We start from the raw sequence: 24,149 nt of genomic DNA on the forward strand, positions 1-24,149 counted from the left end.
GCCAGCCCCACGCACAGATTCCCGATTTCCTGCCCGCCAATGCGCTTGAAAAGGAGCCTTCCCATGCCCCATCCACCCTCACGCCGCCAGCTGCTGCTGGCCATGGCCGCCGCATCCCTGCTGGGGCCGTCCGGCACGGCATCCGCGCAGGGCGCCGCCCCGCTCAAGCTGGTCATCACCTTCCCGCCGGGGGGCAGCACCGACATCGCCGCCCGCATACTGCAGCCGCGCCTGGGTGAGGTGGCCGGGCGCCCGGTGATCGTGGAGAACCGCCCCGGCGCCGCCAGCCAGATCGCCACCCAGTACGTGGCCAAGTCGGCCCCGGACGGCAACACCCTGCTGTTCAGCTTCGACACCCATGCCATCAATCCCATCGCCAAGTCCCGGCTGCCCTACGACACCTTCAAGGACTTCACGGGCGTGTCGCTGGCGCTGCGCTTTCCGCTGGTGATCGGCGCCTCGGCCTCGGTGCCCGCCAGGGACCTGGCCGGCTTCCTGGAGCTGGCGCGCCGCAACCCGGGCAAATACAGCTACGCATCGACCGGCCTGGGGTCCATGAACCACCTGGTGATGGAAGACATCAAGCGCCGCTCGGGCACCTACGTGCTGCACGTGCCCTACGGCGGCGGCGGCCCGGCCGTGCAGGCCGTGCTGGGCAATGTGTCCGACCTCACCCTGCTCAGCTATGCGGCGCTGCGCGGCCAGATTTCGGCGGGCAAGATCAAGCCGCTGGCGGTGACCGGCCTCAAGCGCCTGCCCGAGCTGCCCGACGTGCCCACCGTGGCCGAGTCCGGCTTCCCGGGCTTCGAGGCCTACTCGTGGATCGGCGTGTTCGCGCCTTCCGCCACGCCGGCAGCCACGGTGCACAAGCTCACCGAAGACTTCCAGGCCACGCTGAACACGCCCGACATCCGCAGCAAGCTCATGCAGTCGGGCTTTGAAGTCATGGCCACGGACGGACCCGCCCTCGACCGCTGGGTGCGCCAGGAATATGAGCGCTGGGGCCGCTTCGTGCGCGACAACAAGGTCCAGCTCGAAGACTGAGAATCCGGACGGCACCCCCTTACACCACACAGGAGCTTTCATGGCACTTCCGCTGGACCACATCGTCATCGCCGTGCAGGACCTCGAGGCCGCCGTGGCGGACTACCGCGCGCTGGGCTTCCAGGTCGCCATCGGCGGCCGCCATCCGGGCCGCACCTCGCACAACGCACTGGTCGTGTTTGCCGACGGCGCCTACCTGGAGATCATTGCCTGGACCGCCCCGGCGCCCGAAGAGCGCTGGTACCGCACGCTGCGCGACCATGGCGAAGGGCTGGTGGACTTCGCCCTGCTGCCCCAAAGCACCTCCCAGGCGCTGGCCGAGGCACGCGGGCGGGGGCTGGATACCCTGGTCGGCCCCGTGGACGGAGGCCGCGTGCGCCCCGACGGCGCGCAACTGCTGTGGCAGACGGCGCGCCACGCCACGCCCGACTTGCCCTTCCTGTGCGGCGACGTCACGCCGCGCGCGCTGCGCGTGCCCGAAGGCAGCGTGCGCGAGCATCCCAACGGCGCGCTGGGCGTGGCCTCGCTGACCGTCGCCGTGCACGACCTGGACGCCAGCCTGGATCGCTACCGGGCGCTGCTGGGCCCGGACCTGCCGTTGGAGAGGCTGGATGACCAGGGCGCGCGGCTGGCATTGCAGGGGTTCGATCTGCTGCTGAAAGGCGCGCAGGCACTGGCGGCCTCCGACGCACTGCGCCAGCGCCTTGCCACGCGCGGAGAGGGTCCTTGCGCGCTCACCCTGCGCCAGCGGCCCGACGCCCCGGCACAGCCCCTGAACCTGGCCGCCAGCCATGGCGTGGACATGCGCTGGCACGGTGGGAACACGCTCTAAACTCTTCGTTTTCCTTCTCCACCGCCACCAGCATGAACACCGTTTCCACAGCCTCCCCTGTCATCGCCTTCATCGGTGGCGGCAACATGGCCAGCGCCATCATCGGCGGACTGATCGGCCAGGGCCAATCCGCAGACCGCATCGTCGTCGTCGAACCCTTCGAGGCCGCGCGCGACGCGCTGCGCACGAACTTCGGCATCACGGCCCATGCCGATGCCGCGGCCGCCGCCAGCGCGCTGGACGGTGCCAGCATCGTGGTCTGGGCCGTCAAGCCCCAGACCTTCAAGGAAGCCGCCCAGGCCGTGGCACCGCACACCGCCCAGGCCCTGCACCTGAGCGTTGCCGCCGGCATTCCCACGGACTCCATCGCCCAGTGGCTGGGCACGGGCCGCATCGTGCGCGCCATGCCCAATACGCCGGCCCTGGTGGGCAAGGGCATGACGGGCCTGTTCGCCCGCGCCCAGGTCGATGCCGCAGGCAAGAGCGCCATCGAGCAGGTCGTTGCCACCACGGGCCAGTTCGTCTGGGTCGACCAGGAAGCGCACCTGGACGCCGTGACCGCCCTGTCGGGCTCGGGCCCGGCCTATGTCTTCCTGTTCCTCGAAGCCATGACACAGGCCGGCGTGGACATGGGCCTCACGGCCGAGCAGTCCTACCGCCTGGGCGTGGCCACCTTCCAGGGCGCATCGGAACTGGCCGCCCGCTCCACCGAAAGCGCCGACGTGCTGCGCCAGCGTGTGACCAGCAAGGGCGGCACCACCCACGCCGCCATCACCCACATGCAGGCGCAACAGGTGCCCGAGCATTTCGTGGCCGCCATGCGGGCAGCGGAAACACGGGCCAAGGAGCTGGCCGCCGAGTTCGGCCGCTGAGCCCGGCGCAACGCGCCCCAGGCTCCATGCAAAAGGGAGGCACCGGCCTCCCTTGTTTTTTCAGCGCTGAGCCCTCAGCGCAGCGCAAACCCCAGCGCCACGCCCGCGAACAGGCTGGCACCGATCCAGTGGCTCTTGCTGAAGGCGACGAAGCAGCCCTCGCGCGTGCGGTGGCGGATCAGGGTGAAGTGCCAGATCACCTGGGCCGCGGCCACGGCCAGGCCCAGCCAGAAAGGCCAGGCCAGGCCATAGGGCGCCAGCGCCCAGACGGTGAGCAGGCCGCAGAGCACGAAAAAGCCCATGACGGCCACCACGTCGAAGCGGCCCAGGGTGATGGCCGAGGTCTTCATGCCGATCCTGAGGTCGTCGTCGCGGTCCACCATGGCGTATTCGGTGTCATAGGCCAGCACCAGGAACATGTTGGCGAGCCACAGAATCCAGGCCGTGGCCGGCACCTGGCCCTGCACGGCGGCGAAGGCGATGAGGATGCCGAAGTTGAAGGCAATGCCCAGGAAGGCCTGGGGCATGGCGAAGAAGCGCTTGGTGAACGGGTAGAGGATGGTGAACAGCACGGCGGGCACGGACCAGGCCACGGCCTCCCAGCGCGTGGTCAGCACCAGGCCCAGCGAGACCAGGGCCAGGGCTGCGCCCAGCAGGGCGGCCTCCTTGACCGAGACCTGCCCCGAGGTGATGGGCCGCTGCGTGGTGCGCTTGACGTGGCGGTCGAAATCGCGGTCGGCGATGTCGTTGATGCAGCAGCCGGCGCTGCGCATCAGCACCGTTCCCAGCACGAAGACCACCAGCAGATGCCAGCCCGGAAACCCGCCCGCTGCCACCCACAGTGCGGCCAGCGTGGGCCAGACCAGGACCAGCCAGCCGGCCGGCCGGTTGAAGCGGACCAGGTCCAGATAGAGCGACAGTTTGCTGCGCCGGGGCGCAGGCATGGGCGTAGAGGAGGTGGTGGGCATGGCGTCTGGGCGCCGATGGCGGCCGTGGGCCGACCATCGCACGCATCACATTCGAAAATGCCCGCATTGTCGCCGCTGGGCGGGTGGGCTCGGCGGCGCGCCTCAGCAGCGCCTGCCGGCAACGCGGGTTTGCGCCCACTCCACGGCACAGATCACCAGCGCCATCCAGGCCAGGCCCAGCAGCCAGCCGGCCAGCACATCGCTGGCATAGTGCACGCGCAGCACCACGCGGCTGGCGCCCACGCCCAGGGCGACAGCCAGGGCCGCCAGGCCCACGGGCCAGCGCCAGGCCGGGCGCAGGTACGGCAGCAGCAGCCAGGCCAGCATCAGATAAAGCACGAAGGTGCCCGCGCTGTGGCCGCTGGGGAAACTGAAGCCACCCTCAGGCACCCAGCCACCCACGGGGCGCGGACGGCCCACGCTGGTCTTGATGGCGCGTATCCACAGGCCCACGCCAGCCGTGGCCACCACCCAGGCGGCCGCATGCAGCCAGTCGCGCCGCCACAGCAGCAGCGCCAGCACGGCGGCCGACAGCGACACCATCCAGGCCACATTGCCCAGTTGGGTGAAGGCGACCACGGGGCGCACCCAGGCATCGGTGGCATGGCCGGCCAGCCACAGGTGCAGGGCCTCGTCGAGCGCCGGCCAGTCGGTGCAGGTGGCGCAGCCTGCGGGCTGGGCCAGGCCCAGCATGTCGCGCACCATCACGGCCAGTGCCAGCAAGGCCAGCACGCCAGCGGCAGCCAGGCCCAGCCATGCGGCCCGCGGCATGGGCAGGCCTGCGTAGCGCAGCCGGGCCGTGGCAGGCAGGCGCAGATAGAAAAAAAGGCCGCCCAGGGCGGCCAGTACCAGGCACAGGCCGCCCGTGCCGGCGTGTGCGTCAATCCAGGTCCAGAGCATGCGGTGGCATCACTCCCGGGCCAGGGTGGGTACGCGGGAAGACTGGGGTTTGCGCAGCATCAGTCTTCGAGCAGGGCGCGCAGCATCCAGGCGGTCTGCTCGTGCACGGTCAGGCGCTGGGTCAGCAGGTCGGCCGTGGGTTCGTCGCTGGCCTTGTCGGCCAGGGGGAACAGGCTACGCGCCGTGCGGGCCACGGCCTCGTGGCCGGCGACCAGGATGCGCACCATCTCCAGGGCCTTGGGCGGATCGTGAGGCACGTCGGCCAGGCTGGTGAGCTTGCCGAAGTCGGCATAGGAGCCCGGCGCGAAATGGCCCAGCGCACGGATGCGCTCGGCGATGGGGTCGACGGCGTTCCACAGCTCCGTGTACTGCCCCATGAACATGGTGTGCAGCGTGTTGAACATCGGGCCGGTGACGTTCCAGTGGAAATTGTGCGTGGTCAGATACAGCGTGTAGGTGTCGGCCAGCAGGGCCGACAGGCCCTTGGCGATGGCCGCGCGGTCCTTGTCGCTGATGCCGATATGGATGGCGGAGGAGCGCACGGACGCCGGTGCCACGTCGGCCAGTGCGGCCTTTGCAGGCTGCACTGCCTTGTCCGCCTTGTCCGCCTTGTCGGCCTGCACGGCCTCTGGCTTCTTTGCACCGGACTTGTCTTTGCTGGCATTTTTGGCCATGGGATCCCTTTCAGCTTCGTACAAACGGAAGATGCTCCCGGCAGGTCGCCCGGGAGCCAGTTGCAACGATAACGCAAGCGCAGCGGCCCCACAGGCCCGGAGCGCGCGCCGGTGCGGTCATCAGGACAGGCGTTTGACGCCGGGCAAGGCGCAGGCGTAGACCGCGTTGCGCAGGGCGGCGATGGCCTCGTAGCGCGTGAAGCTGCGGCGCCAGGCCAGGACTACGCGGCGTGTCGGCGGGGCCGAGCCGTCGTCCTCGAGGATAGGCAGGTAGCGGATGTGCGGCTCGTCGGTCTTGCGGCGGCGCGCCGTGGTCTCCAGCGCATCGGCGGGCACGGACAGGCGCGGCACCAGGGTCACGCCCATGCCGGCGGCCACCATGTGCTTGATGGTCTCCAGCGACGAGCCTTCGAAGGTGCGGCGAATGCCTTCGGCATTGCTGGCATAGCGTGCGAACTCGGGGCAGACCTGGAGCACATGGTCGCGGAAGCAGTGGCCCGAGCCCAGCAGCAGCATGGTCTCGTTCTTGAGATCGCTGGTGGAGACATGGTCCTTCTGGGCCAGCGCATGGGTGCTGGGAACGGCGGCCATGAAGGGCTCGTCGTACAGCGGAGCCAGCGCCAGGCCGGTGTCGGGGAAGGGCTCGGCGACGATGGCGCAGTCGATCTCGCCGGTGCGCAGCATCTCCAGCAGCTTGATGGTGTAGTTCTCCTGCAGCATCAGCGGCATCTGCGGCGTGCGCATGATGGAGTTGCGCACCAGGTCGGGCAGCAGGTAGGGGCCGATGGTGTAGATCACACCCAGGGTGAGCACGCCGGACAGCGGGTCCTTGCCGCGCTTGGCGATTTCCTTGATCTCGGCGGCCTGCTCCAGCACGCTTTGCGCCTGACGGATGATCTCCTCGCCCAGCGACGTGACCGACACTTCGCCGGCACTGCGCTCGAAGAGCTTGACATCGAGCTCCTCCTCCAGCTTCTTGATCGCCACGGACAACGTGGGCTGGGACACATAACAGGCTTCGGCGGCGCGGCCAAAATGCTTTTCACGTGCCACGGCCACGATGTATTTGAGTTCGGTAAGTGTCATTGGCGAGCTGTGTCTGGGAGGGAGCCTCGGAAAATACGATGGTCTTACACCAAGAACCTGTGCCGGAACCTTTGTGCAATCAGGCCTTGCGGCCGGCTTGCCGGGGTGCTCCCCTCAAAAGTTCCTGCACAGGTTCTAGGATTTGTCCTAATTCGATTGTGCCAGTCCTCGTCCGCGCATGACCACTGCGCGCTCCCCGACCCGCCGGCTTTTTGTATTTATCCACCTAGTGCAACGGCCGGCGCATCCGGTCGCGTTGCTGCATGAGCTGGTCCATGCCTATCAATGCAGCCAGGCCTATGGCCACGATCACGGTAAAGACCGGAAGGTCCAGGGCGCTGATCACGGCAAAGCCTTGCGGCCTAGCATAACGCTGTGTCTCTGAAATGCATACGAAGTCCGCTGCGGCCATGCCGGTGTAGTGCATGGAACAGACCGCCGCGCCCATGACGGCGGCGGCCAGCGCACGCATGCCCGGCGAGCTGGTGCGAAACGACAGCCACAGCGCGGCGCTGGCCGCGGCCACGGCGATGCCCACGGACAGCAGCACGGTGGGAACGGACCAGACGATGAAGCCCGGAAAGCGCATGCCATACATGCCCAGGTAATGCATGAAGGCCACGCCCAGGCCCAGCAGGGTGCCCGCGCCCAGCACGCGCGCCCCGCTTTCGGGCCGCCGCGCGACAAAGGCCAGCGCCACCGAGGTGGCGGCAACGGCGGCGCACAGGGACAGCAGGGTTTCGACCATGGAGTAGCCCGAACCCATTCCCAGGTTCAGCGCCAGCATGCCCGTGAAATGCATGGACCACACGCCGATGCCGCCCAGCGCCGTGCCTGCCGCCAGCAGGTTCAGCCAGCTGATGCCCTCGCGTCCCCGGATGCGCTGCGCCGCAGTCAGGGCCACGAAGGAGCCCAATACGGCAATGCCATAGGACAGGACCACCAGGCCCATGCGCCAGGAGGTCTCGACGATCTCATTCGCTTGAACGGCTTCATTCATGTTGGCAGCTCCTCATTCGCAGAAAAATGGGACAACACAAGAGTGATCGCGGCCGTCCTCCCCGTGGGGGAGGCTTGGCAGGCCATCCCCTCCCGGATGGAGCTACCCTGTTTTTTGTGACTCAATGTACCAAAAGGTCACAAATATTCAATGCCGTAACGGGACGGTGCTGTCACCGCCAGGACGGCATGAAGCGCTCCATTTCGATGGCTACAACGCGTGTGGAAACCATGTCTGGCGCGGGCTGCGGGCCTGGGGAAGATGACGTTGCCAGGCAGCGCCTGGACACGTAAAAATACGTAACACAGCCACCCAGCAAAAATGGAACGAACCGATCAGGCCTTGAGGAATTCGGCCTTGCCGCCCAGCCAGCGGCCCACATGGCGCTGGGCCAGTTGCGGGTGCTGCTCCAGCATGCGCGGCGCCAGCTCGCGGGCCCAGTCGAGCAGCATCAGGTCCTGCTCCAGGTCGGCGAAGCGCAGCATGGGCGCACCCGACTGGCGCGCGCCCAGGAATTCCCCGGGGCCGCGGATCTCCAGGTCGCGCCGCGCGATCTCGAAGCCGTCATTGGTCTCGGCCATGGCACGCAGCCGGTCCTTGGCCGTCTCGCCCAGGCGCCCACTGTCTCCCACCGAATACAGCAGCACGCAGGCCGAGGCCGCCGCACCCCGCCCCACGCGCCCGCGCAGCTGGTGCAGCTGCGACAGGCCGAAGCGCTCCGCATGCTCGATGACCATGAGCGAGGCGTTGGGCACGTCCACGCCCACTTCGATCACCGTGGTGGAGACCAGCACGCCCATGACCCCGGCGGAGAACAGCTCCATCACGGCCTTCTTCTCGGCCGTGGGCATGCGCGAGTGCAGCAGGCCGACCATGACGTCGGGCAGCATCTCGCTCAGATAGGCATGGGTGGCCGTGGCGTTGGACAGGTCCAGCGCCTCGCTTTCCTCGATCAGCGGGCAGACCCAGTAGACCTGTCGCCCTTCCGCGACCTGGGCACCTATGCGCTCGATGACCTCGTCCTTGCGGCTGTCGGCAATGAGTTTGGTGACGATGGGCGTGCGGCCCGGCGGCAGCTCGTCGATGGTGGACACATCCAGGTCGGCGTAGTAGCTCATGGCCAGGGTGCGCGGGATGGGCGTGGCGCTCATCATCAGCAGATGGGGCTCCATGCCCGAGGCCGCGAGCTTCTGGCGCAGCGCCAGCCGCTGGGCCACGCCGAAGCGGTGCTGCTCGTCGATGACGGCCAGCGCCAGGTTCTTGAACTGCACCTGGTCCTGGATGACGGCGTGCGTGCCCACGACCAGGGCCGCCTCGCCGCTGTGGACCAGCTCCAGCATGGCGGTGCGTTCCTTCTTCTTCTGTGCGCCGGCCAGCCAGGCCACGCGCTTGCCCAGCGGGGCCAGCAGCGGCTCCAGCCAGCCGACCAGCTTGCCGAAATGCTGCTCGGCCAGGATTTCGGTGGGCGCCATCAGCGCGCACTGCCAGCCGGCCTCGATGCAGGCCACGGCCGACAGCGCCGCCACCACGGTCTTGCCCGATCCCACATCGCCCTGCAGCAGCCGGTGCATGGGCATGCGGCGCTCCATGTCGGCAAGGATCTCGGCCACCACGCGCTGCTGGGCGCCGGTCAGGCCAAAGGGCAATTGGTCCAGGAACTGGCGCGCCAGGCCCTGGGCGCTGTCCATGGGCTGGGCGCGCAGCACGGGCGCCCTGAGCCGCGCGCGTTCGCGCTTGGCCTCGTATTGGGACAGTTGCTGGGCCAGCAGCTCCTCGGCCTTCAGGCGCTGCCAGGCCGGGTGCGAATGGTCTTCCAGCGTGGCCAGGGCCACATCGGGCGTGGGGTGGTGCAGGAACTGCAGCGCATCGCGCAGGCTGAACAGCGGCGGCAGCCCGCCGTTGCCATGGAACTGCGCCACGGGCGGATGCTCGCCCTGGGGCAGCGTATCGGAGAGATCGGCGCGCAGCATGGCCGTGACCGCCGCGCGGCGGATGTAGGCCTGGGGCAGGCCCGCCACCGTGGGATAGACGGGCGTGAGCGCCGTGGGCAGGTCGCCGCCCGCCGCGCGAAACGCCGGGTGCAGCATCTGCCGGCCCCAGAAGCCGCCCTTGACCTCGCCGCGGATGCGCAGCCGCGCGCCCACGGACAGGGTCTTCTGGTGCGAGGGGTAGAAGCTGAAGAAGGTCAGCACGCATTCGGCCGTGCCATCGTCCACCGTGACCTTGAGCATGCGGCGCGGGCGCAGTTGCACCTCGCTGTGGGTCACCGTGGCCTCGATTTGCACCGTGTCGCCCTCGCGGGCATTGCGCAGCGCGGTGATGCGCGTCTCGTCCTCATAGCGCAGCGGCAGGTGCAGTGCCAGATCGATGTCGCGCACCAGGCCCATCTTCTGCAGCGCCTTCTGCGCGGCGCTGGCTGCGGGCTTGGCGGGCGCTGCGGGCTTGTCTCCTGCTTTCTCCGCTGCCTTGCCGCCCTTGCCTGCGGCCTTTCCCTTGCCGGAACGCGCGGCCTTGCCGCCGGGGGCGTCGCGCCCCAGATCTGGGAAGGCAGAGGAGACGTTCAAGGGCATGGGCTATCCTGTTTCAGAGCATGCGCATGGACATGGGCGGGCATGCTGCATAGTGTATGAATATACAGGTGTAGGCAACACGCCACGTTCATGCCGGATGCCCTTGCCCAAAGCACCCTTGAGGCCCCGGGTCTCTGGGGAAGCCGCTACCATGCACGCTGACGTTACGTAGTGTTACCCCGCCACCGAATGCCATGTTGAAGCGTATCAATGTCCAGCATGTCACTCTGGGCATGTTCCTGCACGAGTTCTGCGGCTCCTGGATGGAGCATCCTTTTTGGCGAACCCGTTTCCTGCTCCGCTCCGAGGCCGACCTCCAGCGCCTGCGCTCCACCTCCATCCAGGAGGTCTGGATCGACGTGCGCAAGGGCCTGGACGTGGGTGTCCAGGTGCCTTGCCTGCGCTTTGATCCGCAGGACGAGCTTCGCCACCAGATCCCGGACAGCGCCCGCCCTGTCTCCGAGCAGAGCACGGCCCCCATTTCCACCGCCACCGAGCTGCGCCGCGCCGCGCAGACCTGCGTGCAGGCCAAGCAATTGCTCAGCCGCCTGTTCAGCGACGCGCGGCTGGGCCGGCCCGTGGACGCCACGGCCGCCGGGCAGTTGGTGGACGATGTGACGGCCTCCGTGGCGCGCAATCCCCACGCCCTGATCGGCCTGGCACGGCTGAAGACGGCCGACGACTACACCTACATGCACAGCCTGGCCGTGTGCGCGCTGATGGTGGCACTGGCCAAGCGCATGGGCCTGGACGACCACAGCCTGCGCAAGGCCGGCATGGCCGGTCTCATGCACGATTTAGGCAAGACCGCGATCCCGGTCGCCGTGCTCAACAAGCCGGGGCCGCTGGACGATGCGGAATGGGCGCTGATGCGCGCCCACCCACGCCATGGCGAGCAGCTGCTGCGCCCGCTGGGCCTGGACGACGAGGTCATCGATGCCTGCCTGCACCATCACGAAAAGGTGGACGGCAGCGGCTACCCCGACGGACTGCAGCAGGGCGACATCGGCCTGCTGGCGCGCATGACGGCGATCTGCGATGTCTACGACGCCATCACCTCGGACCGGCCCTACAAGAAGGGCTGGCCGCCCTCGGAGGCGCTGCGGCGCATGGCCGAGTGGAGCCCCCGCCATTTCGACAAGCGGCTGTTCGAGCAGTTCGTGCAGACCGTGGGCATCTATCCGCTGGGCTCGCTGGTGCGCCTGCATTCGCAGCGCCTGGCCGTCGTGGTCGATGCCTCGCCGGGCAGCCTGCTGGCGCCGCGCGTCAAGGTGTTCTATTCGCTGCGCCAGGCCTGCCGCATCACGCCCGAGATCGAGGACCTGTCCGAGAGCCAGGGCAACGACCGCATCATCGCGCGCGAGGACCCGGTGAACTGGGACTTCCCGGATCTGGAGACGCTGTGGCTGGAGTTCGAGCGCCAGCCCCAGACGCAGGCCCAGATGGCCAAGTGACCGCCGCGAAATTCCGGGGATGACCCCAGGGTTTGCGACAATGGCGGACTTCCGTTCAACGAACTTGGAACGGGCCATGTCCGGCCCTCAAGCACTGCATGTCCTCCCTGTCCCGTGTGTTTTCGCTCAGCGATTTCGACTTCGAGCTTCCTGAGAACCTGATCGCCCAGCATCCTGCCGCCCAGCGCAGCGCCTCGCGCCTGCTCGACGGCCGCGACGATGCCACCCCGCCCACCGACCGCATCTTCCACGAGCTGCCCGACCTGCTGCAGCCCGGCGACCTGCTGGTGTTCAACGACACGCGCGTGCTCAAGGCGCGCATCTTCGGCGAGAAGGCCAGCGGCGGCCGGCTGGAGCTGCTGGTCGAGCGCGTGCTCGAAGGCAACGATGTCGTGGCCCACATGCGCGTCAGCAAGAAGCCCCTGCCCGGCTCGCGCATCCACCTGTGCGGCGGCAAGAACCGCGGCGGCTTCGACGCCGTGCTGCGCGGCCGCTGGCCCGACGAGAACGGCCCGCTGTTCCACCTGAGCTTCGAAGGCCCGCGCGGCGAGACGCCGCACGAGCTGATGGAGCGCTTCGGCCACCTGCCGCTGCCGCCCTATATCGAGCGCCACCAGGACACCGGCAACGACCCCGACGCCGCCGAAGACAGCGAGCGCTACCAGACCGTCTTCGCGGCCCGCCCCGGCGCCGTGGCCGCGCCCACGGCCGCCCTGCACTTTGACGACGCCGTGCTGGCCCGCCTGGCCGAGCGCGGCATCGAGCGCGCCAGCGTCACGCTGCACGTGGGCGCCGGCACCTTCCAGCCCGTGAAGACCGAGAACCTGGCCGACCACCAGATGCACAGCGAGTGGTACGAGATCCCGCTGGCCACGCTGGCTGCGCTGGAACGCTGCCGCCAGCGCGGCGGCCGCGTCGTCGCCGTGGGCACGACCACGGTGCGCACGCTGGAGTCCTGGGCCCAGACAGGCCAGTTCTCCGGCGACACGCGCATCTTCATCACGCCCGGCTTCGAGTACCAGGTGGTCGATCTGCTGATCACCAACTTCCACCTGCCCAAGAGCACGCTGATGATGCTGGTCAGCGCCTTCGCGGGCTATGAGCAGGTGATGGCGCTGTACCGCCATGCGATTGCGCAGGAGTACCGCTTCTTCAGCTATGGCGACTCCATGCTGTTGAAAAGAAGTACCCCCTGAGCGGCTTACGCCGCTTCCCCCCGTTGCACGGCGCCTCTCTACCCGCTTCGCGAGGGAGGAGGGCATACGGGCAGCCGGCGACACCCTCGCGGCGGGGCGGCGCGGCCGGCTTAGGCCCTTGCTTGGTGTCCCTCGCCTCAGGCCGCGCCAGGTTCAAGCGCCAAGCCCGAAACACCGCATGCTCAACCAAAGTAATGGCAGAGCCTGCGGCCCTTGACCTCGTGCACGCTGACGGGGATGCCGTAGAGGCTGCTGAGGACCTCGTCCTGCACGACCTCGGCCGGCGTGCCCGCCACGGCCAGGCGGCCGTCCTTGAGCGCGATGATGTGGTCGGCGTAGCAGGAGGCGAAGTTGATGTCGTGCAGCACCATGACCACGGTCTTGCCGCGCTCGGTGACGGCGCGGCGCAGCAGGCCCATCATGCTGACGGCGTGGGCCATGTCCAGGTTGTTCAGCGGCTCGTCCAGCAGGATGAAGGGCGTGTCCTGGCACAGCACCATGGCGATGTAGGCGCGCTGACGCTGGCCGCCTGAGAGTTCGTCGAGAAAGCGCTCGGCCAGCGGCGTGAGCTGCAGGTATTCCAGCGCCTCGTCCACATGGCGCAGGTCTTCGGGGCCCAGCCGGCCCTTGCTGTGCGGAAAGCGGCCAAAGCCCACCAGGTCGCGCACCGTCAGGCGCAGCGTGCTCTGGTTGTCCTGGCGCAGGATGGCCATGATGCGCGCCAGCGCCTCGGTGGGCGTGGTGGCCACGTCGAGGCCGGCCACCCGCACCTTGCCCGCCGTGATGGGCATGAGGCGGCTGACCAGGGACAGCAGCGTGGACTTGCCCGCCCCGTTGGGCCCGATGATGGCCGTCAGCGCCCGCTCGGGCACATCGAAATTGAGCTCCTGCAGCACTGCCGTGCCGCCATGGCGCTTGAGCAGATCACGCACCTCGATCATTGGGTCCCCTTGCGCATGAGCAGCACGATGAAGACGATTCCACCCAGGAACTCCACCACGATGCTCAGCACGGTATTGAATTGAAAAAGCTGCTCCAGCAGCACCTGCCCACCCATGAGCAGCACGCAGCCCCAGAGCACGGCCGCAGGCAGCACCCAGGCATGGCGGCGCGTGCCCATGGCGTGATAGGCCATGTTGCTGACCAGCAGGCCGAAGAAGATCACCGGGCCGACCAGGGCCGTGGACACGGCCACCATGCAGGCCACCACGGCGAGCAGCCGCAGCACGCGGCCCTCGTAGTCCAGGCCCAGGCTGACGGCGGCATCGCGCCCCAGCGAGATCACGTCCAGCACGCGGCGCTGGCGCCAGATCCAGGCGCTGCCCAGAGCAATCAGCAGCAGCGACGGCAGCAGCAGCTGCAGGTTCACCGCGTTGAAATTGGCGAACATGCGGTCCTGCAGCGCCGTGAACTCATTGGGATCGAGCACGCGCATGGCCAGCCCGGCCAGGCTGCGAAAGAAGATGCCGCCCACCATGCCCACCAGCAGCATCAGGTGCAGGCTGCTGGCATGGCCCACGAACAGCCAGCGCATCAGCAGCACGCTGAAGCCCATCATCAGCACGATGTTGAGCGCATAGCGCCCGACCTCGCCCATGGCGGACACGCCCGCCGCGCCCAGCATCAGCACCATGGACGCCTGCACGAACAGGTACAGCGCATCCAGCCCCATGACGGAAGGCGTGAGGATGGTGTTGTGCGACACGGTCTGGAACACCACGGTGGACAGGCCGATGGCACAGGCCACCAGCGCCATGGTCAGCACCTTGGCGCCCCGGTGCTCCAGCACGAAGGCCCAGTCGGTCTTGACGCCCACGGTCATGAAGGCCAGCAGGCACAGCAGGGCCAGCGCGCCCAGCAGCGCCAGGCGCGCGCCATGGCCCCAGCTGCGCGCTGCAGGCCCATCGGAAGCCACGGATTGCGGCAGGCTGCTCATGCAAGGTCCTTGCGGCGGCGCAGGATCAGCGCCAGGAACAGGGCACTGCCCAGCACGCCCAGCACGGTGCCCACGGGAATTTCATAGGGAGCGATCAGCAGCCGCCCGACCAGGTCGCACAGCACGGTCAGGCCCGCGCCGATCAGCGCCACCCACAGCACGCTGCGGCGCACGTTGTCCCCCAGGACCAGGCGCACCACGTTGGGCACGATCAAGCCCACAAAGGGCAGGCTGCCGGCCGTGACCACCACGGCCGAGGTGGCCACGGCCACCACCACCAGCCCCTGCCAGACCAGGCGCCGGTAGTTCAGGCCCAGGTTGGTGGCAAAGCTCTCGCCCAGGCCCGCCACGGTGAAGCGGTCGGCCGCCAGGCAGGCCAGGGCCGTGACGCCCAGCGACAGCCACAGCAACTCGTAGCGGCCTTGGACCACCAGCGAGAAATCGCCGTTGGACCAGGACTTGAGCGCCTGCATCATGTCGAATTGCAGCGCCAGAAAGCTGGCGGCTGCCTCCAGCACGCCGGCCAGCACCAGGCCGACCAGGGGCACCATCCACGACGAACGCAGCCGGATGCGCGAGAGCACGGCCAGGAACAGCGCCGTGCCCAGCAGTGCCGCCACGGCCGAGATGCCCATCTTGGCCATCACCGGCCAATGCGGCACCCAGAGGAACGCGGCCAGCATGCCCAGGCTGGCCGACTCCACCGTGCCCACGGTGGAAGGCTCCACGAAATGGTTGCGCGCCAGCATCTGCATGAGCAGGCCGCAGACCGCCATCGATGCGCCGGCCAGCACCAGGGCCAGCGTGCGCGGCACGCGGCTGTAGACCAGCACCTGGCTGGCCAGGTCGTCCTCGCTGCGCGACCACAGCACGCTCCAGTGCATGTCGCCCGCGCCCACCATCAGGCTGGCCAGCGACAGCGCCAGCAGCAGGCCCAGCGCGAAAAGCCAGGCAAGGGCCTGGCGCGATGGGCGTGACATGGGCGCGGCGTGCGCGGTGGCGACAGGCGGGCTCAACGCTTTGAGGTCATGTGCGGGTGAAGGCATCCGACAGTTGCTGGATATTGGCCTTCAGCGCGCCCGGCCCGGCGTTGGACAGGGTGTACCAGTTGGCCGCATTCAGATAGACCACCTGCTTGCCGCGCCAGGCCTTGGTGGCGCGCACCAGCGGGTTGTCCAGCAGTTGCTGGGCGGTCTTGCCATCCTGGCCGATGGCCACGTCGCGGTCGATGACGAACAGCCAGTCGGGATTGGTCTTGAGCAGGAACTCGAAGGAGACCACCTGCCCATGGCGCGCCACCGTCAGGTTGTCGATGGCCGGCTTCACGCCGAACACATCGTGCAGCATGCCGAAGCGCGAGCCCGGACCGTAGGCGCTGAGCTTGCCGCCCGAGGTCAGCAGCACCAGCCCCTTGCCGGCGTCCTGCGCCTTGCCATGCAGTGCAGTGATGGCCTGCTCCACGGACCTGACCTCGGCCTCGGCCTTGTCCTGCAGGCCGTAGACGGCGCCCAGCGTGCGGATGTTGCGGTAGATGTCGGCCATCTGGTGCTGGTCGCTGACACTGAGGTCCAGCACGGGGGCGAAGCGCGACAGCTCCTTGTACTTGGCCTCGGAGCGGCCGCCCACGATGATGAGGTCGGGCGACAGCGCCTTGATGGATTCGTAGTCAGGCTCGAACAGGCTGCCGATGCGTGCGTATTTCGCATCGGCATAGCGGGCCAGCAGCGGCGGCATCTTGAACTCGGGCACTCCCCGCACCTCGCCGCCCAGCGCCTGCAGCGTGTCCAGCGCCGCCAGCTCGAACACCAGCACGCGCACGGGCTTGAAGGGCACCTGGATCTCGCCCTTGGCATGCGGCACGGTCACGGTCTTGCCAGCCGCTGCCGTCTGGGCATGGGACATCTGCGCCGCCAGCGGCAGCGTGACCAGCACGCCCAGGCCCTGGCCCATCTTCGCCAGGATCCGGCGACGGGAATGATTTGCATTCATGGTGTTCATCTTTGCAATGATTGCTGTATTGCCAGGAAGTTCAAACATTGGCCTTTGCGGCATCAGGGAAGTGCCGGCGTGCCGTCCGGCATGCGCTCGCAGGCCGGCAGGCCCTGGGCAAAGCGCCCGGGGTTGAGCAGGGCCACCAGGCCGCAGGCCAGCGAGCCCTGCCACTGCAGGTAGTCATGGCTGGTCTCGTGCTCGGCCTGGGTGACCTCGTAGCCCTTGGCGCGCAGCACATCGGCCAGGTGGCGGTTGGTTTCCAGGATGCCGTCCTGCCCGCCGCGTGCGCGCTCGTAGCGGCCCGCATCCAGATAAAAGCGCACGGGCTGGCGTGGCTCCTGGGCATAGCGGCGCTGCACCCAGCCCGGCACCTCGCCGGCCGGCGACCACCAGAACGATCCCGACATGCTCAGCACGTTGCCGAACCAGCGCGCATTGACCAGACCCGCATAGGCCGAGGCCAGGCCGCCAAAGCTGGAGCCACCGATCACCGTGCGCGCCGCCGGCTGGCCCAGGCCCTGTTCACCCACCCAGGGCATCAGTTCCTCATCCAGAAAGCGTGCGAAGGCGGTGTTGGGCGGCAACTCCTTGCCGCGCGCCTGCGGGCTGGCGTTGTCCACCAGCACCACGGCCGTGGGCGGGATCAGACCGTCGGCCATGAGGTTGTCGATGAGGGTGGGCGTGGACACCTGCTTCGCATAGGCGTTGCCGTCGAACAGCACCAGAAGCGCCTCGGGCGCCTGGCCGCCCGCCGGGCGGTAGGTCCAGACATCGCGGCTGTTGCCCAGAACGCGGCTGGACAGGCGGTGCTGCACCAGCGCCCCCTGGGCCACGCCCGCGCGCGGCGCCACCCAGGGCTGGGGCGGTGCCTTGGGCAGCTCCAGCACGGAGGCGCCCTGGAAGGCGTCGATGAAGCCGCCCTGAGGCGACTTTGGCGGCTGCGGAAACACCTTGGCATTGAGCGGATCGCGCTGCGCCGTGGCCAGCAGGGCGCGGCGCTGCTCCATGGCCGAGCCTGCGATCAGCGGCACATCGGGCGCCAGGCGGTAACTGAGCCGCGCGTTGTCGGCCATGCGGAAGCTGGCCCACCAGACATCGCTGCCGTCGAGGTGCTGCAAGGGATCGTGATTGCCGGCCGGGCTGCCGAACAGGCGAACCCCCTGCATGCCGGCGCGCGGCTGGCCACGCCACAGGAAGGTGACCAGGGACTGGCCGCCGGGCAGCGGCTCCACCATCGGCGCGCCCTCCTCCTGCACGCGCCGCCAGAAGGCGTCTGCCGCCACGCCCGAACCCGCGCCGCGCTGGATGGCCTGCGCCAGGGCCTGCAGGCGTGGGCTTTCCAGCGCAGGCCGCTCCAGGGCCTGCACAGCCTTGGCGCCCAACGGCGCAAGACTGGAGGTCAACCGCAGCGCAAAGCGGCCGGTTGCGGATTTCACCTCGCCGGCCATCAGCGCGTCCGTTGCGATGTGGCGCGCCACCAGCCTTTGCCTGCCGGCCCCCTCCGTGACCCACATCAGCGACTGCGCACCGCCGTCGGGCCGCGCCAGGCGGCGCAGGTGCCGGCCCTGGGCATCCTCCAGGTCCAGGGCCACGCCCTGCCCTTCGAATTCACCCTGGACCACGTGGCCGGCGGGCAGATCGACGCGCCAGGACTCGCGCCCACCGGCAGCCAGGACCCCTGTGGCCGCCTGGCCCGGCGCCAGCGTGCCCGGCCGTGCGGCCAGGGCCTGCCGCGATGCGGTTGCCGTCATGTCTTCACCGGCATGGACGGCTGCGCCCAGCAGGCACAGCAGCGAGGCGGCCAGGCACAGGCCTTGTCGTGCAGCTTGCGCCATGGCGTCAGAAGTCCACCGTGGCCGAGACACGCACCGTGCGCGGGCCGCCCGTGGTGGCGAAGTTGTCGTTGAAGCTGCCGGCCCAGTAGGACTTGTCGAACAGGTTCTCCACCGTGGCGCGGAAGGTGACGGGTTTGGCCGCGATGCGGGTGGCATAGCGCGCGCCCACGTCCACGCGGGTCCAGCTGGGCATCTTCAGCGTGTTGGCCGAATTCACCCATTGCGCGCCCGTGTAGATCAGGCGACCGGTGAGCGTGGCGCCCGGCAGCGCGGGCACATCCCATTCGCCGCCCAGGTTGGCCGTCCAGCGCGGCACGCCGTAGACGCCGAAGCCATCGCGCGCGCCGCCCTGGGTCTTGCTCTGGATGGCCTGGGTGTAGGCCAGGCCTCCCAGCACGCGCGTGCCGCGCAGCGGCTCGCCGAACACATTCCACTCCAGACCCCGGTTGCGCTGCTCGCCATCCATCAGCAGGCGGTTGGTCGCGGTCTCCACCACGGACGAGGGCCGCTCGATCTGGAACAGCGAGACCGTCTGCGTGAAATCACCCATGCGCCACTTGGCGCCGATCTCGAACTGCTTGGTCTTGTAGGGCGCGAACACTTCGCCGGCATTGGCATAGGTGGCGCCGACGATGGAGCCCGCGCTCAGGCCCTGCACATGGTTGGCATACAGCGAGACCGCATCGCCCCAGGGCTTGACCACCAGGCCCAGCGCGGGCGAGACGGCCTGCTCGTTGTAGCCCGCCATCTTCTGGTTCACGCGCTGCAGGCGTGCGCCCACGGTCAGTTGCACGGCATCGCCACCCCAGCTCAGCGTGTCGGCCAGGGCCAGGCTGCTGAGCACGTCGTCGCGCTCCTGCTTGATGGCGCCGTAGGGGCCGGCCAGCGTGATGGGCGCAGGGTTGTAGATGTTGGTGATGTAGCTGGCGCTGGTGGCCACGGCCGCGCGTCCGCCCTTCTGGTCCATCCAGTTCAGGGAGGCTACCAGCAGGTGGTTCACGCCGCCCGTGCGCAGGCGCCCGCGCACGCCGAACTCGGCCGCGGTGCTGTCGGTATAGCCGTACTGGTTGTAGGTCTGGCCCACGGCCGAGCCGTCGCCCTGGGCGCGCAGCACCACGCGCGTGCCGTTGAGCATGCCGTCGTAGGCATGCTGTGCCGTGCCTGCAGAGCCGAACAGCGTCCAGTCCGCGCCCAGGTCCACCGAGCCGCGCAGCATCAGCGCATCGCTTTGCTGCTGGGCACGTATGCCCGGGAAGAGATTGGTCTTGGCGTCGGGCGCTGCAATCACCTGCTTGAGGTTCTGCATGCTGACCATCATCGGGCTGCCGTCACGGATGTTGGAGCGGTAGCTGTAGGCATCCAGCCCCAGCGTGAATCCGTCGCCCTGGTAGTCCAGCGCCAGCGCGCCCAGGCCATGGCGGCGGTTCTGGCCGTCGATCTCGGTGTCGCCGCTCGAGGTGCTGCCGTTGACGCGTATGCCCAGGCGGCGCTCGGGGCCGAAGCGGCGCGAGACATCGGCCTGCAGGCCCAGCTGCGAGCCGCTGCTGAACATGGTGGTCACGCGCGTGAGATCCTGGGCCAGCGGGCGCTTGGTCACCAGGTTGATGGTGCCGCCCACAGCGCCGCCGGGCGTCATGCCGCTCATCAGCGCACCGGGGCCCTTGAGCACCTCCACGCGCTCGATCATCTCGACGGGCACGTGGCCGTCGGGCGCCAGTCCATACAGGCCGTTGAAGCCCAGCTCCGAGGCATTCACCCCCAGGCCGCGGATGGTGAAGTTCTCGTAGGCATGGCCGGTGTTGGTGGTGAAGCGCACCGAAGGATCGTTTTCCAGCACCGACATCAGCGTGGCCGCGTTCTGGTTGGCAATGCCTTCGGCCGTGTAGGAGGTGATGTTGAACGGCGTGTCCATCACATCGCGCTGGCCCAGCACGCCCAGGCCCGCACCCTTGGCCACCTGGCCGCCCGGGGCCACCGTGGGAAGGGTCTGGGGATCGGTGGTGCCGCGCACCGTGACCTCGCCCAGCTCGGCGTCAGCGGCCCAGGCGCCGGCGGGCAGCGCCGCGGCAGCCACCATGGCGCAGACACGGGCGATGGTGCCCAGGCGGTGGAGCGTGCAAACAGGGGTGAAGGGGCTGACGGCGCCTGCGCGCGGCAGGCCGATGCGGGTACGGGAAGACATCCGGGAGGGCTTTCGAGACGGAAAGAAATGCGCCGCATCCAGCCCGGAGCCACTCGGACACACTCGGGCACAGGCCGGATACGGCATCTGCCCGAATTATAGAAAATGAGAATTATTCTTATTAAGAAATCGGCAACAACGCACCGCGCGCAAACATGGGCGCACGGCCAGCAAACAATCGCGTTGAAAACAGTGGGGGCCAGGCAACAGGCGGCCCGGCCTCGGCGACGCCAGAGGTCGCTAGAAGGTGTCGCCGCGCTCCATGGCGCGGCGGTGGCGCTGCACGAATTCCTGGTAGGTGTCGATGCCGCGCAGCTGCAAGATGGCATTGCGCACGGCGGCCTCGACCAGCACGGCGATGTTGCGGCCCGCCACCACCTGGATCACCACCTTGCGCACGGGCACGCCGAGCACATCCTGCGTCAGCGGCTCGGCCGGCAGGCGCTCGTACTCGCGCTCCATGGTTTCCTTGCGCACCAGGTGCACGATGAGCTTGAGGCGCATCTTGCGGCGCACGGCCGTCTCGCCAAAGATGGCGCGGATGTCGAGCAGCCCGATGCCGCGCACCTCCAGCAGGTTCTGCAGCAGCTCGGGGCACTTGCCCTCGATCGTGGTCTGGTTGATGCGGTACAGGTCCACCGCGTCATCGGCCACCAGGCCGTTGCCGCGCGTCACCAGTTCCAGCCCCAGCTCGCTCTTGCCCAGGCCCGACTCGCCCGTGATCAGCACTCCCATGCCCAGGATGTCCATGAACACGCCGTGCATGGTGGTGCGGTCGGCGAAATGCTTGGCCAGGTAGGCGCGCAGCACATCGATCACGAAGGCCGACTGCTCGCGCGTGGAGAACATGGGAATGTGGGCGCGCTCGCACATGGACAGCAGCGCATCGGGCGCCGTCTGCCCGTCGGCCAGCACCAGCACGGGCGGCTCCAGCGTGACGATGCGTGCCACGCGGCGCTGGCAGTCCTGCGGCGTGGCATTGCTCAGATAGGCGATCTCGCGCTCGCCCAGCACCTGCAGCCGGTAGGGATGGATGTAGTTCAGGTAGCCGACGAGGTCCGCGCCGGAGCGCGCCGAGCGCACGGCCATCTCGTCGAAACGGCGCTCCGAGGCTCCCAGGCCCGCCACCCACTCCCAGCGCAGGCTGGAGCGGAACTCCTCGAACAGGACATCGGCGCTGATGGCACTGGGTCTCATGGCAAGGCCCGTGAAAAAGGGAAGGAAAAAGTCTGGAAGACTAGACCAGAGGCGCAGCGGAGGACTGCCAGCCGGCAATCATTCCATGCAGCCGGGCCGCATCGGCGCAGGACTTCAGGCGCTCGCGCAGCTGGCTGTCGCTGAGAAGCTCGGCGATTTCGGACAGGATTTCCAGATGCTTCTGGGTGGCCGCTTCGGGAACCAGCAGAAAGATCAGCAGGCCCACGGGCTGCTCATCGGGGGCATCGAAACCAATGGGATTGTCCAGTTGGAACACGGCCGCCATGGGAGCGGTCAGGCCCTTGATGCGCCCATGGGGAATGGCCACGCCGTGGCCAAGCCCCGTCGAGCCCAGGCGTTCGCGTGCAAACAGGCTGTCGGTGATGAGTGCGCGGGACAGGCCATGCAGGCTCTCGAAGAGCAGACCTGCTTCTTCGAAAGCGCGCTTTTTGCTGGTGACGTCGACGCTCACGAGCACTTGAGCGGCGGGCAGGATGGAGGCAAGACGGTTCATGGTTCGGGAAACAATTATGCACCGCAGTGCCGGAAACCGTGGGGAAACCCTGACCCCCATCAAAAACCGCCCCGAAGGGCGGTGGTCGTGCGTGGCTCATCAGCCACATAAGCGCAGGTATTGTAAGCGCCCGCACAGGGCAGACGCCTTACCTGTCACCCGACTGACGCCAAGGTCAGCCCAGCATCATCGAGTCGCTTGGCCGAACCATAACGGCTGCCCTGCTGGCGGGTCTTGTAGCGCACCACCACGCGGTCCAGCTTGTCAGCCAGCGCATCGACGGCGGCGTAGAGATCGAAGTGAGAGGTCTCGACAAAAAGATCCTGGCCCTTGACGCGCAGCGTGCAACCGGCACGTTGGCGCTTTTCCTTCTCCTTTTGGTTATGAACGGTCAGCAAGACCTTTACATCCACCACCTGGTCAAAGTGTCGAAGAATGCGTTCGAGCTTGGCCATGACGTAACTGCGCAGCGAGGGAGTGACCTCCAGGTGATGCCCACTAATCGTCAGATTCATATCTAAACACTCCTTGCTCTGGATGAAAACAGCCCGGTCCACCGGGAGACGATCCGCAGGGACAGGTGCTTGCAGGCCGGAATGCGCATTCGTTTGCTTGCGAATCCACTATGCGCCGGGGTCTGCCCAAAAGCAACGCCGCAAGCCGATAGCGCAGGACGGTGCAGGGCCTTGGAGGCGGGTTTTGCGCGCCATGCAATTGGGCGCACAATCGGCGGGTTTGCCAGGCTGCGCCCCTGGGGTGGGGCTTGCCAAGGGCCGCCCGTCACCGTGAGGCGCCGTTGGTTAGAATCGCGCTCCTGCGCGTGCCGCTTGCAGCCATCCGGCCGCTGCAGCCTCTTTGCCAGATTGCCCCTTGCCTCACATGACCACCCAGTCCCGCCCCTCCGCCCTGCACACTTCCAACATTGCCTCGCTGCCGCTGCTCGCGCGCGGCAAGGTGCGCGACAACTATGCCGTGGGCGATGACCGCATCCTGATGGTGGCCTCGGACCGCCTGTCGGCCTTCGACGTGATCATGGGCGAGCCCATCCCCGGCAAGGGCGAGCTGCTGACGCAAATGGCGCTGTTCTGGTTCGACAAGCTCGGCCACATCTGCCCCAACCACCTGACCGGCGAAGCGCCCGAGTCCGTGGTCACGCCCGCCGAAGTGCCCCAGGTCACGGGCCGCTCCATGCTGGTCAAGCGCCTCAAGCCCGTGCTGATCGAGGCCGTGGTGCGCGGCTACCTGGCCGGCAGCGGCTGGAAGGAATACCAGGAATCGCGTTCGGTCTGCGGCGTGCCCCTTCCCGAAGGCCTGACCAACGCCGCCAAGCTGCCCGAGCCCATCTACACGCCGGCCGCCAAGGCCGAGATGGGCGACCATGACGAGAACATCACCTACGAGCGCACGGTGGAGATGGTCGGCGAGAAGCTGGCCTCCCAGATCCGCGATACGGCCATCCGCATCTACAAGGAAGCTGCGGCCATCGCCCTCGAAAAGGGCATGATCATTGCCGACACCAAGTTCGAATTCGGCCTGGACGAGAACGGCGAACTCGTGCTGATGGACGAAGTCCTCACGCCCGACAGCTCGCGCTACTGGCCCGTGGAGGGCTATGCCCAGGCCCTGGCCAATGGCGAGAACCCGCCCAGCTACGACAAGCAGTTCGTGCGCGACTGGCTGGAGCAGGCCCAGGTCAACGGCAAGCCCTGGGACAAGAAGGCTCCGGCCCCGCGCCTGCCCCAGGAAGTGACCGAGAAGACGGCCGCCAAGTACCGCGAAGCCCTGCAGCGCCTGACGGCCTGACGGCCCGCCGTAGCCCGGCCCCGCGCGCCTTCCCCCGCAAAAGAGAGCTTCGGCTCTCTTTTTCGTTGCGGGCCTGCGTTTTTGCAGCCGGTCA

At 68.0% G+C, this 24,149-nt stretch carries 21 protein-coding genes; 6 read left to right on the plus strand and 15 right to left on the minus strand.

The window, feature by feature from the left end; translation table 11 throughout:
• Window positions 1-63 precede the first annotated feature (63 nt).
• From DELCS14_RS27205 to proC, 3 genes are read left to right on the plus strand one after another with little or no spacing between them, the layout of a single operon-like run.
• Window positions 64-1,044: a tripartite tricarboxylate transporter substrate binding protein gene (locus DELCS14_RS27205; RefSeq protein ID WP_013804457.1), complete on the plus strand. Its 981-nt coding sequence runs from the start codon at window positions 64-66 to the stop codon at window positions 1,042-1,044.
• A 40-nt stretch (window positions 1,045-1,084) separates the two neighbouring features.
• Window positions 1,085-1,876, plus strand: a complete 792-nt coding sequence (locus DELCS14_RS27210) for a VOC family protein (RefSeq protein WP_013804458.1) — start codon at window positions 1,085-1,087, stop codon at window positions 1,874-1,876.
• A 32-nt stretch (window positions 1,877-1,908) separates the two neighbouring features.
• A complete protein-coding gene (gene proC / locus DELCS14_RS27215; protein ID WP_013804459.1) occupies window positions 1,909-2,748 on the plus strand; it encodes a pyrroline-5-carboxylate reductase in 840 nt (279 codons plus the stop codon).
• A 74-nt stretch (window positions 2,749-2,822) separates the two neighbouring features.
• Here proC and ubiA read toward each other — a convergent pair whose 3' ends face one another.
• From ubiA to recG, 6 genes are all read right to left on the minus strand, one after another.
• The gene (ubiA, locus tag DELCS14_RS27220) at window positions 2,823-3,692 is read right to left on the minus strand and encodes a 4-hydroxybenzoate octaprenyltransferase (RefSeq protein ID WP_043796495.1); all 870 of its coding nucleotides are present in this window, start codon (window positions 3,690-3,692) and stop codon (window positions 2,823-2,825) included.
• A gap of 126 nt (window positions 3,693-3,818) precedes the next feature.
• Window positions 3,819-4,616: a phosphatase PAP2 family protein gene (locus DELCS14_RS27225; RefSeq protein ID WP_013804461.1), complete on the minus strand. Its 798-nt coding sequence runs from the start codon at window positions 4,614-4,616 to the stop codon at window positions 3,819-3,821.
• 59 nt (window positions 4,617-4,675) lie between these two features.
• Window positions 4,676-5,290 carry a Dps family protein gene (locus tag DELCS14_RS27230; RefSeq protein WP_013804462.1) on the minus strand — a complete coding sequence of 205 codons (615 nt, stop codon included), beginning with the start codon at window positions 5,288-5,290 and terminating at the stop codon, window positions 4,676-4,678.
• A 120-nt stretch (window positions 5,291-5,410) separates the two neighbouring features.
• Window positions 5,411-6,376 (minus strand): LysR substrate-binding domain-containing protein, encoded by a 966-nt coding sequence (locus DELCS14_RS27235; protein ID WP_013804463.1) that lies wholly within the window; start codon window positions 6,374-6,376, stop codon window positions 5,411-5,413.
• A gap of 226 nt (window positions 6,377-6,602) precedes the next feature.
• Window positions 6,603-7,376: an MHYT domain-containing protein gene (locus DELCS14_RS27240; RefSeq protein WP_013804464.1), complete on the minus strand. Its 774-nt coding sequence runs from the start codon at window positions 7,374-7,376 to the stop codon at window positions 6,603-6,605.
• A 335-nt stretch (window positions 7,377-7,711) separates the two neighbouring features.
• A complete protein-coding gene (gene recG / locus DELCS14_RS27245; protein WP_013804465.1) occupies window positions 7,712-9,946 on the minus strand; it encodes an ATP-dependent DNA helicase RecG in 2,235 nt (744 codons plus the stop codon).
• Between the two features lie 194 nt (window positions 9,947-10,140).
• Between recG and DELCS14_RS27250 the strand changes: the two genes are divergently transcribed.
• On the plus strand, window positions 10,141-11,400 hold the full coding sequence (locus DELCS14_RS27250) for an HD-GYP domain-containing protein (protein ID WP_013804466.1): 1,260 nt from the start codon (window positions 10,141-10,143) through the stop codon (window positions 11,398-11,400).
• Between the two features lie 98 nt (window positions 11,401-11,498).
• A complete protein-coding gene (queA, locus tag DELCS14_RS27255; RefSeq protein ID WP_013804467.1) occupies window positions 11,499-12,596 on the plus strand; it encodes a tRNA preQ1(34) S-adenosylmethionine ribosyltransferase-isomerase QueA in 1,098 nt (365 codons plus the stop codon).
• Between the two features lie 182 nt (window positions 12,597-12,778).
• On the opposite strand, the gene DELCS14_RS27260 is transcribed toward queA, so the two are convergent.
• From DELCS14_RS27260 to raiA, 9 genes are all read right to left on the minus strand, one after another.
• Window positions 12,779-13,537, minus strand: coding sequence for an ATP-binding cassette domain-containing protein (locus DELCS14_RS27260; RefSeq protein ID WP_013804468.1), 759 nt, complete (start codon window positions 13,535-13,537; stop codon window positions 12,779-12,781).
• Window positions 13,534-14,532 carry an iron chelate uptake ABC transporter family permease subunit gene (locus DELCS14_RS27265; RefSeq protein WP_012202939.1) on the minus strand — a complete coding sequence of 333 codons (999 nt, stop codon included), beginning with the start codon at window positions 14,530-14,532 and terminating at the stop codon, window positions 13,534-13,536. Before DELCS14_RS27265 ends, DELCS14_RS27260 begins: the two co-directional genes overlap by 4 nt.
• Window positions 14,529-15,512 (minus strand): iron chelate uptake ABC transporter family permease subunit, encoded by a 984-nt coding sequence (locus tag DELCS14_RS27270; RefSeq protein WP_013804469.1) that lies wholly within the window; start codon window positions 15,510-15,512, stop codon window positions 14,529-14,531. Before DELCS14_RS27270 ends, DELCS14_RS27265 begins: the two co-directional genes overlap by 4 nt.
• 46 nt (window positions 15,513-15,558) lie before the next feature.
• Window positions 15,559-16,521, minus strand: a complete 963-nt coding sequence (locus DELCS14_RS27275; protein ID WP_228676826.1) for a siderophore ABC transporter substrate-binding protein — start codon at window positions 16,519-16,521, stop codon at window positions 15,559-15,561.
• 62 nt (window positions 16,522-16,583) lie between these two features.
• A complete protein-coding gene (locus DELCS14_RS27280) occupies window positions 16,584-18,359 on the minus strand; it encodes an enterochelin esterase domain-containing protein (RefSeq protein ID WP_013804471.1) in 1,776 nt (591 codons plus the stop codon).
• Between the two features lie 4 nt (window positions 18,360-18,363).
• A complete protein-coding gene (locus tag DELCS14_RS27285; RefSeq protein ID WP_013804472.1) occupies window positions 18,364-20,541 on the minus strand; it encodes a TonB-dependent receptor in 2,178 nt (725 codons plus the stop codon).
• A 240-nt stretch (window positions 20,542-20,781) separates the two neighbouring features.
• Window positions 20,782-21,738: an HPr(Ser) kinase/phosphatase gene (hprK, locus tag DELCS14_RS27290; protein WP_013804473.1), complete on the minus strand. Its 957-nt coding sequence runs from the start codon at window positions 21,736-21,738 to the stop codon at window positions 20,782-20,784.
• A 40-nt stretch (window positions 21,739-21,778) separates the two neighbouring features.
• A complete protein-coding gene (locus DELCS14_RS27295; RefSeq protein WP_013804474.1) occupies window positions 21,779-22,252 on the minus strand; it encodes a PTS sugar transporter subunit IIA in 474 nt (157 codons plus the stop codon).
• A gap of 155 nt (window positions 22,253-22,407) precedes the next feature.
• On the minus strand, window positions 22,408-22,767 hold the full coding sequence (raiA, locus tag DELCS14_RS27300; RefSeq protein ID WP_012202932.1) for a ribosome-associated translation inhibitor RaiA: 360 nt from the start codon (window positions 22,765-22,767) through the stop codon (window positions 22,408-22,410).
• A gap of 364 nt (window positions 22,768-23,131) precedes the next feature.
• Here raiA and DELCS14_RS27305 point away from each other — a divergent pair, with 364 nt between their 5' ends.
• Window positions 23,132-24,055, plus strand: a complete 924-nt coding sequence (locus DELCS14_RS27305) for a phosphoribosylaminoimidazolesuccinocarboxamide synthase (protein ID WP_012202931.1) — start codon at window positions 23,132-23,134, stop codon at window positions 24,053-24,055.
• Window positions 24,056-24,149: the final 94 nt, after the last annotated feature.

The sequence above is a fragment of the Delftia sp. Cs1-4 genome (assembly GCF_000214395.1).
Lineage (GTDB): Bacteria > Pseudomonadota > Gammaproteobacteria > Burkholderiales > Burkholderiaceae_C > Comamonas > Comamonas acidovorans.